Here is a 15,358-nt window from a genome sequence, read left to right as displayed (position 1 = left end):
TTTTTACACCTCTCCCATATAACGTTTTATACTCTCTACATCTTTATCACCGCGGCCTGATAAGCAAATAACAAGTCCTTCTTCTTCCTTCATTTTCGGAGCTAATTTTAATGCATATGCGACAGCATGTGAACTTTCTAGCGCCGGGATAATGCCTTCTTTTTTCGTTAATAATTGAAATGCTTCTAATGCTCCTTCGTCTGTTATCGAATGATAAGAAACGCGGCCAATATCTTTTAGCAAGCTATGTTCTGGACCAACACCTGGATAATCAAGTCCTGCTGAAATAGAGTGTGCTTCTTGAATTTGCCCATCTTCGTTTTGCAGAAGATACATCATTGATCCGTGCAGGACACCGACGCTTCCTTTCGTTAAAGTTGCTGCATGCTTTTCTGTATGAACGCCTTTTCCAGCTGCTTCTACGCCGTAAAGAGCAACTTCTTCATCATGTACAAATGGATAAAACATTCCCATCGCGTTACTCCCACCACCAATGCAAGCAACAACTGCTTCTGGTAATTTCCCCTCTAATTCTTCATATTGTTTCTTCGTCTCATTCCCAATTACACTTTGGAAATCACGGACAATTTGCGGGAATGGATGTGGTCCGAGAACAGATCCCATAATGTAGTGCGTATCATGCACATGTGAAACCCAGTAACGAAGCGCCTCGTTTACCGCATCTTTTAATGTACCGCTACCTGCTGCTACACTTTCTACTTTCGCTCCGAGTAATTCCATTCGGAACACATTTAATTTTTGACGTCTTACATCTTCTTCTCCCATAAAAATAACACATTCTAACCCGAGAAGAGCACATACAGTAGCTGTTGCAACTCCGTGTTGTCCGGCTCCTGTTTCAGCGACAACTTTTTTCTTGCCCATTCGCACTGCAAGTAGTGCCTGACCGATTGTATTGTTAATTTTATGAGCTCCTGTATGGTTCAAATCTTCACGTTTTAAATAAATCTTTGCACCACCGCAATACTTCGTCATATTTTCAGCATAATATAGCGGTGTTTCTCTTCCGACGTACGTTTTTAAATAATGATTTAATTCCTTTTGAAATGCTTCATCTTGCATCGCTTCTTTATATGCTTCTTCTAGTTCTAGTACAGATTGCATTAACGTTTCTGGAACGTATCGTCCTCCGTATATACCGTAATGTCCTTTTTCATCTGGATATGCGTAGTTCATTTGGAACACTCCTTCGCTTTTATAATAAATTGTTTTATTTTCTCTACATCTTTCTTTCCTTCTGTCTCTACTCCGCTGCTCACATCGACCATATAAGGCCGAACAGTTCGAATTGCTTCTTCTATATTAAGAGCGTTTAATCCACCAGCTAATATCGTTTTCTTTCGCAATTCTTTTGGCATATGCCCAAGTAGTTCCCATGAAAATGTCTTTCCATTTCCTCCATGAAACTTTTCTTTCGGGCTATCAAATAATATATAATCCGTTTCATACCCTTGAGCGTTTTTCATATCACTCTCTGAAGTTACTCCTAGTGATTTTATAGACGGAATATTCAATCTTCTAATTTGATAATTATCTTCATCTCCATGTAGTTGTACATATGTTAACCCGCACTCATCTGCAATTTTCTGGATCACTTCTACTGATTCATTTACGAAAACACCGATTTTTAACACGTTGGCTGGAAGCTCCTGAATGATTTCTTCCGCTCTCTTTGGAGTGATTTTTCGCTTACTTTCTGCAAAAACAAATCCGAGTGCATCTGCACCGTATTCGCAAGCACGTTTTGCTGTTTCCATATCAGTGATGCCGCAAATTTTCACTTTCATATATTCACCTTACAGTCTTCAAAAAAGTTACTAATAGAAGATGATGTCATAAGTGCCTCTCCAATTAATACACCTTTTGCTCCGGCTTTTTTAACACGAATAATATCCTCTTTTGAATGAATCCCGCTTTCACTAATCCAAAGTAATTTCTCCTCATTCAATCTTTTTCCAAGCTTTTCAGTTTGGCTTAAATCTACTTCGAACGTTTTTAAATTACGGTTATTAATACCAATAACGTGCGGATTTAATACAATCGCAGTTTCTAATTCCTGTTCATCATGAACTTCAACAATCGCTTCCAATCCTTTTTCTAACACGTAGCTATACAACTCTTTTAACTTCTCTTTCGTTAACGCTGCTACAATTAGTAAAATAATATCTGCTCCCGCTTCATACGCTCTATCGATTTGAATCTTATCTATTATGAAATCTTTACATAAAAGCGGAATGTTACTTTCTTCTCTTGCTGTTTGTAAATCGTGAAACGATCCTTTAAAAAATTGACCATCTGTTAAAACAGAGACTGCTCCTGCACCACATTTCTCATATGTTTGCACTTGTCTTCGTACGTCAACGTGTAAATTGATATCTCCTTTTGATGGTGATGCTCGCTTTACTTCTGCAATGACAGTAAACTGCTGTAACGCTTCTACAAGTGAATGTGTCTTTCTTTTTGTTTTTACTGGTGTATATATTTCATACAACTCCGCAACTTCCCTTCGCTTCTGTTCTACAATTTTATCTAAAATCGTCCCCACTTTAGTTCACCCTTTCTAATTTTTCGTTGCTTGCTGCAATTAATAAGTTTAATTTGGTTAATGCTTTTCCAGAGTCAATGCTATGTGCCGCGAGTTTAATTCCTTCTTCAATCGTTTCCGTTTTTCCATTTGCGAAAAGAGCTAGACCTGCATTTAATAAAACGGTATCACGATAAACACTCTTTTCTCCGCTCAATACGCCGACTGTAATCTTTGCATTTTCTTTTGAATTCCCCCCTCTAATTTCTTCATTTTTCACTCTTGAAAAACCATACTTTTCTGGATCAATACTCATTTCTACTATTTCATTATCTTTTAAAATGACTACGTGATTTTCCCCTTGTAATGACGCTTCATCTAAAAAACCACTTCCATTTACGACAAGCGCTTGTTTCCGGCCTAACTTTTGTAATACTTGTGCAACTGGTAATAACATATCTCGTTTATAAATACCGACAAATTGTGTTTCTAAATTCACTGGATTTGTTAAAGGACCAATTAAATTAAAGATCGTCGGCACGTTTAACTCTTTTCTTATTTTCATAATGCGCCTTAGTGCTGGATGCATCACTGGTGCAAATAAAAATGCAATGCCCACATGCTCTAGTAAATAATCAATTTCGTTTGGCGTACTACTAATATTTACACCTAGTTCTTCTAATAAGTCTGCACTTCCTGTTTTACTAGAAACAGCACGATTACCATGTTTTGCAACCTTTACGCCAGCTCCTGCCAGTACGAATGCTGATGTTGTGCTAATATTAAACGTTTGAGCACCGTCACCACCCGTCCCGCAATTGTCCATTGCTCCTTGTATATGGTTCGAAAATGGTAGTGCCTTTTCGCGAAGAGCTCGAACGAGACCGTATATTTCTTCTGCATTTTCACCTTTCGCTTTCAGTAAGACTAAGAAAGCTGCAATTTCACTTTCTAATATGTTTTCACTTAATAAAAGTAGTCCTGCTTTATACATTTCCTCTTCTGTTAAATGTTGACCCTCCACTAATTTACGAAGATAGTTATTCATACTCTTTCCTCCTCTTTTACTTCTGTTAAAAAGGCACGTATTAACTTTCCGCCTTCTTCTGTTGCGATTGATTCCGGATGAAACTGTAATCCGAAGAGCGGATAATAATTGTGACGGACTGCCATTATCTCTCCGTCGTCCATCGCTGTCGCTAATATGTCAAAACACTCTGGCAAGCTCGTTTGCTCTGCAACAAGGGAATGATAGCGCATTGCCGTTAACGGCTGTGTAGCGTATGAAAAGATTGACATTCCGTTATGTTTCACACGCGATGTTTTTCCATGTTTAATACGTTCTGCTCTAACAATGTCTCCTCCAAATGCAGCTATGATCGCTTGGTGACCAAGACAAATCCCTAATATGGGAACGTTCTTATAAAAATGACGGATGACGTCGATACAAATGCCAGCATCCTCTGGTTTTCCTGGTCCTGGTGAAAGTACAATTCCTCTTGGATTCATCTCTTCTAACTGTTCTATCGTTATTTCATCATTTCTTACAACTACAATTTCTTCTTCATGTTCGCCTAACAGTTGATACAAGTTATATGTGAACGAATCGTAATTATCGATAAGTACAATCATTTCATTACCTCCAAAAGCGCTCTCGCTTTATTTAATGTTTCTTCATATTCAGCTACTGGATCTGAATCGTAAACGACTCCTGCTCCTGCCTGAACGTATGCTTTTTCATCCTTTACGACCATCGTTCGAATAGCGAGCGCCATATCAAGATTTCCTGAAAAACTAACGTATCCAACTGCACCAGCGTATACATTTCTTTTTTCATTCTCTAGTTCATTTATAATTTCCATCGCTCTAATTTTCGGAGCTCCAGAAACCGTTCCTGCTGGTAAGCAATACGCTAACGCATCAAATCCGCCCATTTGTTTTCGCAATGTTCCGTAAACTTCAGATACAATGTGCATAACGTGAGAGTATTTTTCTACTTTCATATATTTATCTATCGTAACCGAGCCGATTTCGCTCACTCTACCAATATCGTTTCGCCCAAGATCTACAAGCATCATATGCTCTGCTCGCTCTTTCTCATTGCCTAACAGTTCTTTTGCGATTTCCTCGTCTTCCCTCTTCGTTTTCCCCCTCGGCCTTGTACCAGCAATTGGATTCGTCATCACTTTATCCTCCCTTACTGATAGTAAACTTTCCGGCGAAGAACCGAGTACAACATAATCTTGAAAATCGATATAGAACATATATGGTGATGGATTTGCAATTCGAAGTTTTCGGTATAACCAGAATGGATCCCCAATACATTCACTTTGTAAACGCTGTGATAGTACGACTTGGAATATGTCTCCCGCTCTTATATATTCTTTCGCAATTTCTACCATCTCACAAAACTCTTTTTCCGTTATAGAAGAAGTGAATGATAATGTGGATTGTATTGCATTTACTTCAGCTTCTTCTCCTTGTAGCACTTCCTCTTTGTATACTCGTAGCCTTTCGTATACTTCCTCATAATCTGTTGAATCATCTTCCCTGCATACATATACAAACGACAACTTTTGGCGTAAATGATCGTAAACGATAAACTCACGATATAGTAAAAGGTGTACTTCCGGAATATTTAATGGGTCGTGTAAATCCGCTCCAATGTTTTCATACTGCCGAATGACATCATATCCAATATAACCAACTGCTCCTCCGCAAAATGGAAATAGACTGTCTACTTGTGATGGTACGATTACTTCTTCTAACACTTGCAGTACGTTACCTTGTAACTTTTCTGTCCGGCCGTAAATCGTTCGTTCCACTTCCGTACCAACGCTTTTCACTTCTCCATAAGGATTACATCCCAAGTAAGAATAACGTCCTTTATCTTGATGAAGCTGTGAACTTTCTAATAAGAATTTCTTCTTCCCTTTCATACGTCTATATAAAGAAATTGGCGTAATGCTATCTCCTTCTTCTTCAGTGATTACTAAAAATGTCTTTCTCTCTCTTTTTTGTTTTATAAATTCTTCTTTCGTCATCATGTCCTTCACCTCACCCTGAAAAATAAAAAAGTCCCCTACATATCGAAAATATGTAGAGGACGATAAATATACCGCGGTACCACCTCGTGTTGGATGCAAAAGCATCCCGCTTTGTTCAGGTACAAAATTTATACCTTATCCTTGTAACGGCGGAACCCGGGTTGCCTACTGAAAATAATTGTTCAGCATACCTCTCGTAAGCCCATTCCGTATATGGCACCGTACCGGGCTCCCACCTATTCCCGGCTCTCTGTAACGTCTCCAATATACGTACTCTTCTTACTTAAACGATTTCATTTATTTAATTTTTTATACACAAAAAGGGAGTACTCATCCTATAGAAAGGACGGGTACTCCCGTGGTGCCACCTTAATTCGTTACAAATGTAACGCACTTTACCGTATCAAAAACAATACGTGTCTCTTGTATCGATGAGATCATGTCGCCAAAGCCTACTTCTTTCGTTTCGGTTTGGAAGCTCCGAAGCCCATTCCACATCAATTCCATACTGATTCGCACCAACCATCAGCTCTCTGACATGTTCATCATGTGTACTCTTCTTCATCAACGCTTGCATTTTTTTAAGTTGCACTCATTATAGACCTGACTTTTTTTACAAGTCAATACTTTTTTAAAAATTTTATTTTTCTTTCCTTTCAATATTATATTGACAAAACAACCTCTTTTTATGTAAATATAATAAATACTCTATTAAAAATAAGGTTTTTTGTATGAATATTATATATTAAAAAAGTAAAATAACATCAAAAAACGCTTACATTTCTGAAAATTCGTATTTCTATATGGATTTTTCAGAATAATCATGATAGATTATAAAGTGAAACTTTAATCAATCAGGTATTAACGCATCAAAAGACATGACAAAAGGAAGGGGAACTTCATGAGTACGCAGATGTTAACTTTAACTTCAATCTCTATTTACATGCTCGGGATGTTAGTAATCGGCTATTTCGCCTATAAACGAACGTCCAACTTAACAGATTATATGCTTGGCGGGCGTACACTAGGCCCCGCAGTAACGGCATTAAGTGCTGGAGCATCCGATATGAGCGGTTGGCTTTTAATGGGATTACCAGGTGCAATGTTTAGCGTTGGATTAAGTAGTAGTTGGATTGCGATCGGCCTAACACTAGGCGCATACGCAAACTGGCTTTATGTTGCTCCTCGCTTACGTACCTACTCAGAAATTGCAAATAACTCTATTACTATTCCAGAATTTTTGGAACACCGTTTCCACGACAAATCTCATATGCTACGTTTAGTATCTGGACTTGTTATTATGATTTTCTTTACTTTCTATGTAGCTTCAGGATTAGTTTCAGGCGCTGTATTATTTGAAAATTCATTTGGTATGAACTACCACGTTGGATTATTCATTGTTGCAGGCGTTGTTGTAGCTTACACATTATTTGGTGGGTTCTTAGCAGTAAGTTGGACAGACTTCGTGCAAGGAATCATTATGGTAGTCGCTCTTATTCTTGTTCCTATCGTAACAATTATGAATTCGAATGGACTTGGACCTGCATTTGATACAATCCGCTCTGTAGATCCAACACGTTTAGATATTTTTAAAGGTGCCTCTACTTTAGGAATGATTTCTTTATTCGCATGGGGGCTTGGTTATGTTGGACAACCTCATATTATCGTACGCTTTATGGCGATTTCGTCCGTAAAAGAACTGAAAAGCGCACGAAGAATTGGTATGAGCTGGATGATTTTCTCTGTTGTCGGAGCTATGTTTACTGGTCTTATCGGTATTGCTTACTATTCACAACAAGAGTTAACATTATCTAACCCGGAAACAATTTTCCTTGAACTAGGAAAAATTTTATTCCATCCACTTATTACTGGATTCTTATTAGCCGCTATTTTAGCAGCGATTATGAGTACAATCTCATCTCAGTTACTCGTTACTTCAAGTGCAGTAACGGAAGACTTATATCGTACATTCTTTAAACGCTCTGCCTCTGATAAAGAGCTTGTATTTGTCGGTCGTATGGCTGTACTTGTTATTGCATTAGTTGGATGCGCTTTAGCGTTTAAACAAAATGATACAATTTTAGCTCTTGTTGGATACGCTTGGGCTGGGTTCGGTTCTTCATTTGGACCTGCTATTTTATTAAGCTTATATTGGAAACGTATGACGAAATGGGGCGCACTTGCCGGTATGATTTCTGGTGCCGCTACTGTTATTATATGGACTCAATTCAAATTCTTAAAAGATTTCTTATATGAAATGATTCCAGGCTTCGCTATTAGTTTACTAGCCATCGTAATTGTTAGTTTACTAACACAACCTTCAAAAGAAGTTGAAGAGCAATTTGAGGATTTCGAAAAACAACATCTTCATAATTTATAAAAAAATCTCTGCTGTTATCATAACAGCAGAGATTTTTTACAGTTCGACAATCTTCTTATCAAATTTAACAAATTCTTTATGTTTCGTTAAATTTAACATAACACTACTCCTTTATAGTATGAGTATCAGCACTTATACAGAAAGGGGACTTCAACATGTTAGCAGCTTTCCAGCAACAACAAACACGAAAATTTTCACCTATCACAAATACTTCTGCGTCTTGTTTAAACATGCAACCTAATCCGCCTAAAATTTCAATTGCTCCTTCTGTTATTTCAGTCATCGGTGTTCATATGGAAAAACATAAATTAAAAATAAAAACGGGACAAAACATTGTGTTATCAGCTTCCATTTTACCAATACAAGCAACGAATAAAGAGCTTATTTGGTCAAATATGAATTCTGATATCATCACCATATATCCAAAAGATGACACCGTAACGATTACTGGAAAAAGTGCAGGTAAAGCAGTCGTAATTGTCACAACTGCTGAAGGCAAATTCCGTGACCTATGTGTCATTCATGTACAACCTTATATGACAAATCCAAAGTAAAAGAGTGGCTTCGTAGCCACTCTTTTACTTGATTCCAATATTTGAGTTTTTACTTTTTACAAGATTAATAAAAAAAGATGAAGATTTATCTTGTTTATGATGGTTGAAATTCGAAATTGCCTGTTCTTCTGTATAAAAATTTGATGTAACTTCTTTCCCTGCTTGATCTATACTATGTTGCCTAACGCATCCTTTTAATACAAAATAACATTTTAACGGAACATTTCCTTGTCTTAGGAATACTGTTCCTTTTTTATATTCTTCAATTTGTAATTCACTGAGGATCATTTGCTACTCTTCTTCACTTAGTGTTGTAAATCTATTCATATACTTCTTTAACATCTCTTCCATTTTCCTCCCCCTTCTACGCCCGCATTTCTATAAAACAAAAAGAGAAGTATCATAACTTCTCTTTTCTTCTCCAACATTATAATTCCTGTGTATACACTGGCTCATTTACGACATTTTTTGCTATTCGCTTTTGTTGCTGCAGTAAGAAAACAGATACACCAAACAATACGAGCATGCTACCGATAATCTGCATTGCATTTAATTTTTCTCCAAGTAAGAAGAACGCAAGTATAGATGCTCCAACAGGTTCTCCTAAAATACTCATTGAAATTGTCGTTGCATTCACATAATTTAACAGCCAATTATTAATTACATGTGACACTGTCGGCACAACCGCAAGTAAAAGAAAAACAGTCCAATCCCACTTCGTATAACCTGTAAAGGGTACTTGTAATATGACATTATAAATCCCCATAAAAAGACCTGCGCACGCAAAGACTGTAAAGCTATAAATCCAGTGTGATACTTTCTTCACTGTCGTTTGCCCGATAAATAAATAACCGACAACTGCTATTACACTTAGAAAGGATAATATGTCACCATAAATTGCTTGCTTACTTAAACCTAAATCTCCCCAACCAATGCACATTACTCCTAAAATAGCGATTCCCATCGTTGCAATGGCTGAATATGTTGTTCTTTCTTTAAATAGAAAAAAACCTCCAACTAAAGATACGATCGGTTGAAGTGCCAAAATAATTGTTGAACTAGCAACTGTTGTATGCTTTAAAGATTCAAACCATAAAAGAAAATGAAGTGCTAAAAAGAAACCAGATCCAATTAAAAAGCCCCAATCTTTCATTTGAATCTTATTAAATTCCTCTCTTTTTTTCCATACGATAGGCAGCATAATAAGTACGATAATCCATAAGCGGTACATACTTAATATTGAAGATGGTGCTGAGGACATCTTTACAAAAACTGCTGCAAAGGAAATGGCAATTATAGAAATAGCCAATGGTAGTGCGATTGATTTTTCTTGTTTCAAATCCTGTCTCCCCTCTCACCTGTCAAAAATCCCACTTCATTATATCCGTTTTCTTTCGTAACTTAAATACTAATTTTTTAGATTCTTCGTACCATTATGGTAAAATAGAAATTAAGGCACCAATTAGTGAATATTTCTTTCCTTTTCACTACAAGCGTCGCTCTTACAATCGTTACAGTAAATTTTTATTTAGGGGGATCTACATGAGTCAAACAATAGGGAGAATTGAAGAAATTTCATTTTATAGCGCATCACTTCAAGAAGACGTTACACTTCTCGTTTATTTACCAGTAAATTACACACCACTGCACAAACATACAGTTGTAATTGTACAAGATGGTAGAGATTATTTTCAGCTCGGTAAAGCGCACCGTGTAATTGAGCGCCTTCGTGAAACCGGAGAAATTGACCGTACAATTATTGTCGGTATTCCATATAAAAATGTACATGATCGTAAAGAAAAATATTTCCCAAATGAAGTAAAAAATGCTGCATATATTCGTTTCCTTGCTCACGAGCTTGCACCATATATTGATGAAAATTATCCAACGTACCAAATGGGGAAAGGTCGTGTGTTAATTGGTGATTCTCTTGGCGGAACAGTTTCCTTTATGACTGCAATTATGTATCCGCATACATTCGGTAAAGTCGTTATGCAATCACCATTTGTGGATGAGACAGTGATGAACTTAGCAAAAGAATTCAAAGATCCACAGGCATTAGAACTGTATCACGTCATCGGTACAGAAGAAACGGCTGTAAAGCGTACTGATGGACAAGTATCTGATTTCGTAGGGCCGAACCGTGAGTTAAATACGCTTCTTACAGCTAGAAACTTCATCACGCATTACGAGGAATTTGAAGGCAATCATACTTGGAAATATTGGCAGACTGATTTACCGAAAGCCTTCTCTCATATTCTATCAATGAAATAATAGAGAGCAGTATTCAGAATAATTTGATATAATAGATAAAGAGATTTATTTATCTCAAAATCTAACTAGACTTACAAAGGGAGGAATTGGAACATGAAATTAGGCATTGTAATTTTCCCATCTAAAATGATTCAAGATAAAGCGAACGGATTGCGTAAACGTTATGACCCGCACTACGCATTAGTTCCGCCACATATTACATTGAAAACACCCTTTGAGGCGCAAGATGAACAATTAGAGTCGATTGTAAACGAGTTACATACAATCGCAAGTAAAACGAACCCTTTCACCCTTCATGTTGGGAAAGTTGGTTCATTCGCACCTGTTAATAACGTCCTTTACTTTAAAGTAGAAAAAACACCTGAACTTACTTTCTTAAATGAAGAAATGCATAGCGGGTTATTCACGCAAGAACGCGAATATGCTTTCGTACCTCATTTAACAATCGGACAAGGCTTATCAGATGCAGAGCATGCTGATGTGTTGGGCCGATTACGTATGAAAGATTTCTATTACGAACAACCAATTGATCGTTTCCATCTTCTATATCAATTAGAAAATGGAACATGGACTGTACACGAAACATTCCGTCTTGGAAAGGGGAACAACTAATTTGCACGCACAGATTGTACAAACGGACGAACAACTAAGAGATGCATTCTCTGTACGTAAACAAGTGTTTGTAAATGAACAACGTGTCTCTGCTGAAGAAGAGTACGATGAGTTTGAAGAAACTTCAACACACGTTGTTATATATGACAATGATGTTCCAGTTGGTGCTGGACGTTTTCGCACCCTTGATGGTATCGGAAAAATGGAACGCATTTGCGTGCTAAATTCCCATCGTAAAAAAGGCATCGGAAAAATTGTTATGGATTCGCTTGAAGCGTATGCAAAAGAAAATTCGCTACCGAAATTGAAACTTCACGCTCAAACACATGCTGAAGATTTCTATAAAAAACTTGGATATGTAACAAGTTCTGATGTATTTATGGAAGCAAATATCCCGCACGTCGTAATGATAAAAGAATTGTAATTTGAAAGCAGGAGGTGACCCCTCCTGTTTTTTTACATTGCTATTTTCTTTTTCTTCCGCTAAAGTTAAATGTTGATGCTATAGTTTTGAAGGTGAACATATGACACAAGAAAAATTTTCACAAAAATCGTTAACACACGCTGATATTCCGCGTGCGACATTTCATATTCCAAAAACATCTACCCATTTAATTATGGAAGAAGATGTAGATGCGGCTTATTTCCGCGCTCTCGAGCAACAAAATGTTTTTTTAAACGAAAAACAATTAGAAGCCGTGCGCACAACAGAAGGTCCTGTTCTTACACTAGCTGGTGCCGGAAGCGGGAAAACATCTGTTTTAACAACTCGCGTTGGTTATTTAGTAAATGTAAAACAAGTTCATCCACGAAATATTTTATTACTTACATTTACACAAAAAGCAGCTGAAGAAATCCGAAGTCGTGTTGCGAAGTTACCAGGTATGAATCATGCAGCAAGTAGCTACGTTGTTGCTGGTACATTCCACTCTGTTTTCTTAAAATTGCTTCGTAGTCAAGGGTATAATCAGCAAATTTTAGCAAATGAAAAACATAAACAAATTATGATAAAAAAAATTTTAAAAGAATTGCGTTTAAAAGACGATTACGATGCGGAAACGATGCTCGCGATGATTTCACTTGAGAAAAACAAATTAAATCGTCCGAAAGATGTAAAAGCGAAAACACCAGTCGAACAAGAATTTAAAGAAGTATACGAACGTTTTGAAGAGGTAAAACAAAGATACAATTATATTGATTTCGATGACATCTTATTGGAAACATATTATATGTTAGAAAATAATGCTCCTTTACTAACTCAATTACAACAACGTTTTCACTACATTGAAGTAGATGAGTTTCAAGATACATCCTATGCACAATATGAAATTGTAAAATTGTTAGCCACGCCAAGAAATAATTTGTTCATCGCAGGTGATGATGATCAAGCAATTTATGGCTGGCGGGGAGCAAGTCACCAAATTATTTTATCTTTTCCAAAAGAATTTGATAACACAACAATCATTGCACTAAATACGAATTATCGATCCAATCCCTTTATCGTCGGGCTTGGAAATGAAGTTATAAAATTAAATCAAGAACGTTTTGATAAAGAGCTATACTCTGTTCGTGAAGAAGGTGTACAACCTTTTTATTCAAGACCTGCTACGACTCTTGATGAAGCAAATCAAATTTTACAGCTCATTCAAGAAAAAGTAGATAGCGGTGAACGAAACTATAAAGATTTTTGTTTACTATATCGCACACATTCTGTAAGTCGTTCGTTACTTGATCAGCTTACCATTCATAAAATCCCGTTTATTAAACACGGAGCGAGCCAATCATTTTATGAACATTCTTTAATTAAGCCTGTATTAGATCATCTACGACTTGTGATTGAGCCGTTTCGACTAGAATCACTTTCAAACATATTGCCGACGATGTATATCGGACGTGATGATTGTATTTCATTTATTGAACGTGAACAATGGAAATATGGTGAGGGGCGCTTCCCTTCTCTTCTTCATTTCTTACTATTAAATCCAAGCTTAAAACCTTTTCAAGTGAAAAAGGTAAATGAGCGCATCGATTTTATTAAATTTATAAAAGAATTAGAACCGAAAAAAGCATTAAAAGAAATCATTCATGGTAAAGGAAAATATTTAGAGTACTTGCAAAGTAACGATCGTTCTTCCTTTACAATGCATAAAGACATACAAGAAGAAATGTTGGAAGAATTAATGGAGTCTGCCACTCGTTTCACCGATATTCCAGCTTATTTACAATTTATCGACGAGGCGATTCAAGGTCAAAAAGAAATGGAAGCATTAAAAACAATGCCGCAAAAAGATGCCGTTTCACTTATGTCAATTCATAACGCAAAAGGCCTTGAATTTCCATGTGTCTTTTTACTTGGAGCGAGTGATGGAATCCTGCCCCATACTTCTTCTTTAAAAGATGCAAATGATCGTGTTACGGAAACTTCTGAAGCGTTAGAAGAAGAACGCCGGTTACTGTATGTCGCCATTACACGTGCGAAAGAAGAACTTTACATTTCTTCTCCGCAATTTTTCAGAGGAAAGAAATTAGATATATCTCGTTTTTTATATACTGTGCGAAAAGATTTACCTGAAAAGACATCCACTAAATAAGGATGTCTTTTTTTATATCACGCTATGTACATCCCTCCTATATAAATTCCTTGTTTTTATCGTGAGAATTAACGTAATATCAGCCATATCCCACTCATATTGTAATAGTGTATGTCAGAACTCACGAGAAGGAGTGAACATAATGAGCTGCAATTGTAATGAAGATCATCAACATGAGTGTGATTTCAACTGTGTATCGAATGTCGTTCGTTTTATACATGAACTACAAGAATGTGCAACGACAACATGTGGATCTGGTTGCGAAGTTCCATTTTTAGGTGCACATAACAATGCATCAGTAGCGAATACACGTCCTTTTATTTTATACACAAAAACCGGAGAACCTTTCGAAGCATTTGCACCATCTTCAAGCCTTACTAGTTGCCGATCTCCCATTTTCCGCGTAGAAAGTATAGATGATGACGACTGTGCTGTATTGCGTGTATTAACTGTAGTTTTAGGTGATGGTACCGCTGTACCACCTGGTGACGACCCAATCTGTACGTTTTTAGCTGTACCAAATGCAAGACTAATATCAACCTCCACTTGCATTACTGTTGATTTAAGTTGCTTCTGCGCTATTCAATGCTTACGTGATGTTTCTATTTAAAACTAAATAATGAGTTAAGCATGGATTGGGTGGCAGATAATTCTGCCACCCAATCCATGCTTAAAGAGTATTCTTATGTAAATTTCTTAAAATTGGGAACTTGTCTAGAACATAGAACCTGTCCTTTTCATTAACTGAAAGTAGAAACAGATAAAGGAGTGAAAAACATGTTCTCTTCTGATTGCGAATTTACTAAAATCGATTGCGAGGCAAAACCAGCTAGTACACTACCTGCCTTTGGTTTTGCTTTCAATGCTTCTGCACCTCAGTTCGCTTCACTATTTACACCACTACTATTACCTAGTGTAAGTCCAAACCCAAATATTACTGTTCCTGTAATCAACGATACAGTAAGTGTCGGAGATGGCATTCGAATTCTACGAGCTGGTATTTATCAAATTAGTTATACATTAACAATTAGTCTTGATAACGTACCTACTGCACCAGAAGCTGGTCGTTTCTTCTTATCATTAAATACACCAGCTAATATTATTCCTGGATCAGGTACAGCAGTTCGTTCTAACGTTATTGGTACTGGTGAAGTAGATGTATCCAGTGGTGTCATTCTTATTAACTTAAATCCTGGTGACTTAATTCAAATTGTGCCAGTTGAGTTAATTGGAACTGTAGACATCCGTGCGGCAGCATTAACAGTTGCACAAATTAGCTAGTAAAAAGCGGTATTTCTAATACAGAAATACCGCTTTTTATACATAATAAAAAACACTCACAGTAGCATGAGTGT

15 protein-coding genes, 1 pseudogene and 2 other annotated features are annotated in these 15,358 nt (G+C 36.9%); of the genes and pseudogenes, 8 read left to right on the top strand and 8 right to left on the bottom strand.

The features are described 5' to 3' along the window. Nucleotides 1-3 precede the first annotated feature (3 nt). Genes trpB through trpE form a run of 6 tightly spaced genes read right to left on the bottom strand, consistent with a single transcriptional unit; the run spans nt 4 to nt 5,592 of the window. The gene (gene trpB, locus MR169_RS05775; protein ID WP_109140055.1) at nt 4-1,197 is read right to left on the bottom strand and encodes a tryptophan synthase subunit beta; all 1,194 of its coding nucleotides are present in this window, start codon (nt 1,195-1,197) and stop codon (nt 4-6) included. Further along, a complete protein-coding gene (locus MR169_RS05770) occupies nt 1,194-1,808 on the bottom strand; it encodes a phosphoribosylanthranilate isomerase (RefSeq protein ID WP_109140054.1) in 615 nt (204 codons plus the stop codon). The genes trpB and MR169_RS05770 overlap by 4 nt, the downstream gene beginning before the upstream one ends. Then, on the bottom strand, nt 1,805-2,566 hold the full coding sequence (gene trpC / locus MR169_RS05765) for an indole-3-glycerol phosphate synthase TrpC (RefSeq protein ID WP_016117427.1): 762 nt from the start codon (nt 2,564-2,566) through the stop codon (nt 1,805-1,807). Before trpC ends, MR169_RS05770 begins: the two co-directional genes overlap by 4 nt. A 1-nt stretch (nt 2,567) precedes the next feature. After that, nucleotides 2,568-3,593, bottom strand: a complete 1,026-nt coding sequence (gene trpD / locus MR169_RS05760) for an anthranilate phosphoribosyltransferase (RefSeq protein WP_001067356.1) — start codon at nt 3,591-3,593, stop codon at nt 2,568-2,570. Continuing rightward, nucleotides 3,590-4,177, bottom strand: a complete 588-nt coding sequence (locus tag MR169_RS05755; protein WP_000636317.1) for an aminodeoxychorismate/anthranilate synthase component II — start codon at nt 4,175-4,177, stop codon at nt 3,590-3,592. The genes trpD and MR169_RS05755 overlap by 4 nt, the downstream gene beginning before the upstream one ends. Further along, nucleotides 4,174-5,592: an anthranilate synthase component I gene (trpE, locus tag MR169_RS05750; RefSeq protein WP_142668958.1), complete on the bottom strand. Its 1,419-nt coding sequence runs from the start codon at nt 5,590-5,592 to the stop codon at nt 4,174-4,176. The genes MR169_RS05755 and trpE overlap by 4 nt, the downstream gene beginning before the upstream one ends. Before the next feature lie 52 nt (nt 5,593-5,644). Continuing rightward, nucleotides 5,645-5,889: a binding site (T-box leader), on the bottom strand. Between the two features lie 42 nt (nt 5,890-5,931). Next, nucleotides 5,932-6,169 (bottom strand) — a binding site (T-box leader). Between the two features lie 324 nt (nt 6,170-6,493). On the opposite strand from trpE, the gene putP reads away from it, so the two are divergent. Both putP and MR169_RS05740 read left to right on the top strand, forming a co-directional pair. Further along, nucleotides 6,494-7,972 carry a sodium/proline symporter PutP gene (gene putP, locus MR169_RS05745; RefSeq protein ID WP_016117426.1) on the top strand — a complete coding sequence of 493 codons (1,479 nt, stop codon included), beginning with the start codon at nt 6,494-6,496 and terminating at the stop codon, nt 7,970-7,972. A 155-nt stretch (nt 7,973-8,127) separates the two neighbouring features. After that, on the top strand, nt 8,128-8,526 hold the full coding sequence (locus MR169_RS05740; protein ID WP_000878733.1) for an Ig-like domain-containing protein: 399 nt from the start codon (nt 8,128-8,130) through the stop codon (nt 8,524-8,526). A gap of 78 nt (nt 8,527-8,604) precedes the next feature. On the opposite strand, the pseudogene MR169_RS05735 reads toward MR169_RS05740, so the two are convergent. After that, nucleotides 8,605-8,877, bottom strand: a pseudogene (locus tag MR169_RS05735) (Crp/Fnr family transcriptional regulator); the annotation flags it as partial. 76 nt (nt 8,878-8,953) lie between these two features. Continuing rightward, nucleotides 8,954-9,865, bottom strand: coding sequence for a DMT family transporter (locus MR169_RS05730; protein ID WP_000806934.1), 912 nt, complete (start codon nt 9,863-9,865; stop codon nt 8,954-8,956). A 203-nt stretch (nt 9,866-10,068) separates the two neighbouring features. On the opposite strand from MR169_RS05730, the gene MR169_RS05725 reads away from it, so the two are divergent. The 6 genes from MR169_RS05725 (at nt 10,069) to exsF (ending at nt 15,284) form a co-directional block, all read left to right on the top strand. Continuing rightward, on the top strand, nt 10,069-10,800 hold the full coding sequence (locus tag MR169_RS05725) for an alpha/beta hydrolase (RefSeq protein WP_242319098.1): 732 nt from the start codon (nt 10,069-10,071) through the stop codon (nt 10,798-10,800). Between the two features lie 93 nt (nt 10,801-10,893). Then, nucleotides 10,894-11,412 carry a YjcG family protein gene (locus MR169_RS05720; RefSeq protein ID WP_000765863.1) on the top strand — a complete coding sequence of 173 codons (519 nt, stop codon included), beginning with the start codon at nt 10,894-10,896 and terminating at the stop codon, nt 11,410-11,412. Between the two features lies 1 nt (nt 11,413). Then, nucleotides 11,414-11,836 carry a GNAT family N-acetyltransferase gene (locus MR169_RS05715; protein WP_000543307.1) on the top strand — a complete coding sequence of 141 codons (423 nt, stop codon included), beginning with the start codon at nt 11,414-11,416 and terminating at the stop codon, nt 11,834-11,836. A 100-nt stretch (nt 11,837-11,936) separates the two neighbouring features. Next, nucleotides 11,937-14,003, top strand: a complete 2,067-nt coding sequence (locus MR169_RS05710) for an ATP-dependent helicase (protein ID WP_044795499.1) — start codon at nt 11,937-11,939, stop codon at nt 14,001-14,003. Between the two features lie 142 nt (nt 14,004-14,145). Continuing rightward, nucleotides 14,146-14,613 carry a spore coat protein CotY gene (gene cotY, locus MR169_RS05705; protein WP_001277719.1) on the top strand — a complete coding sequence of 156 codons (468 nt, stop codon included), beginning with the start codon at nt 14,146-14,148 and terminating at the stop codon, nt 14,611-14,613. Between the two features lie 167 nt (nt 14,614-14,780). Next, entirely contained in the window at nt 14,781-15,284 is a 504-nt protein-coding gene (exsF, locus tag MR169_RS05700) for an exosporium protein ExsF (protein WP_000492942.1), read from the top strand. The last annotated feature ends 74 nt before the right edge of the window (nt 15,285-15,358 follow it).

It is taken from the genome of Bacillus cereus group sp. BfR-BA-01349 (genome assembly GCF_022663795.1).
Classification (GTDB): Bacteria; Bacillota; Bacilli; order Bacillales; family Bacillaceae_G; genus Bacillus_A; species Bacillus_A cereus.
The sequence above is the reverse complement of the archived record's forward strand: the minus strand, read 5'-3'. Positions and strand labels throughout refer to the sequence as shown.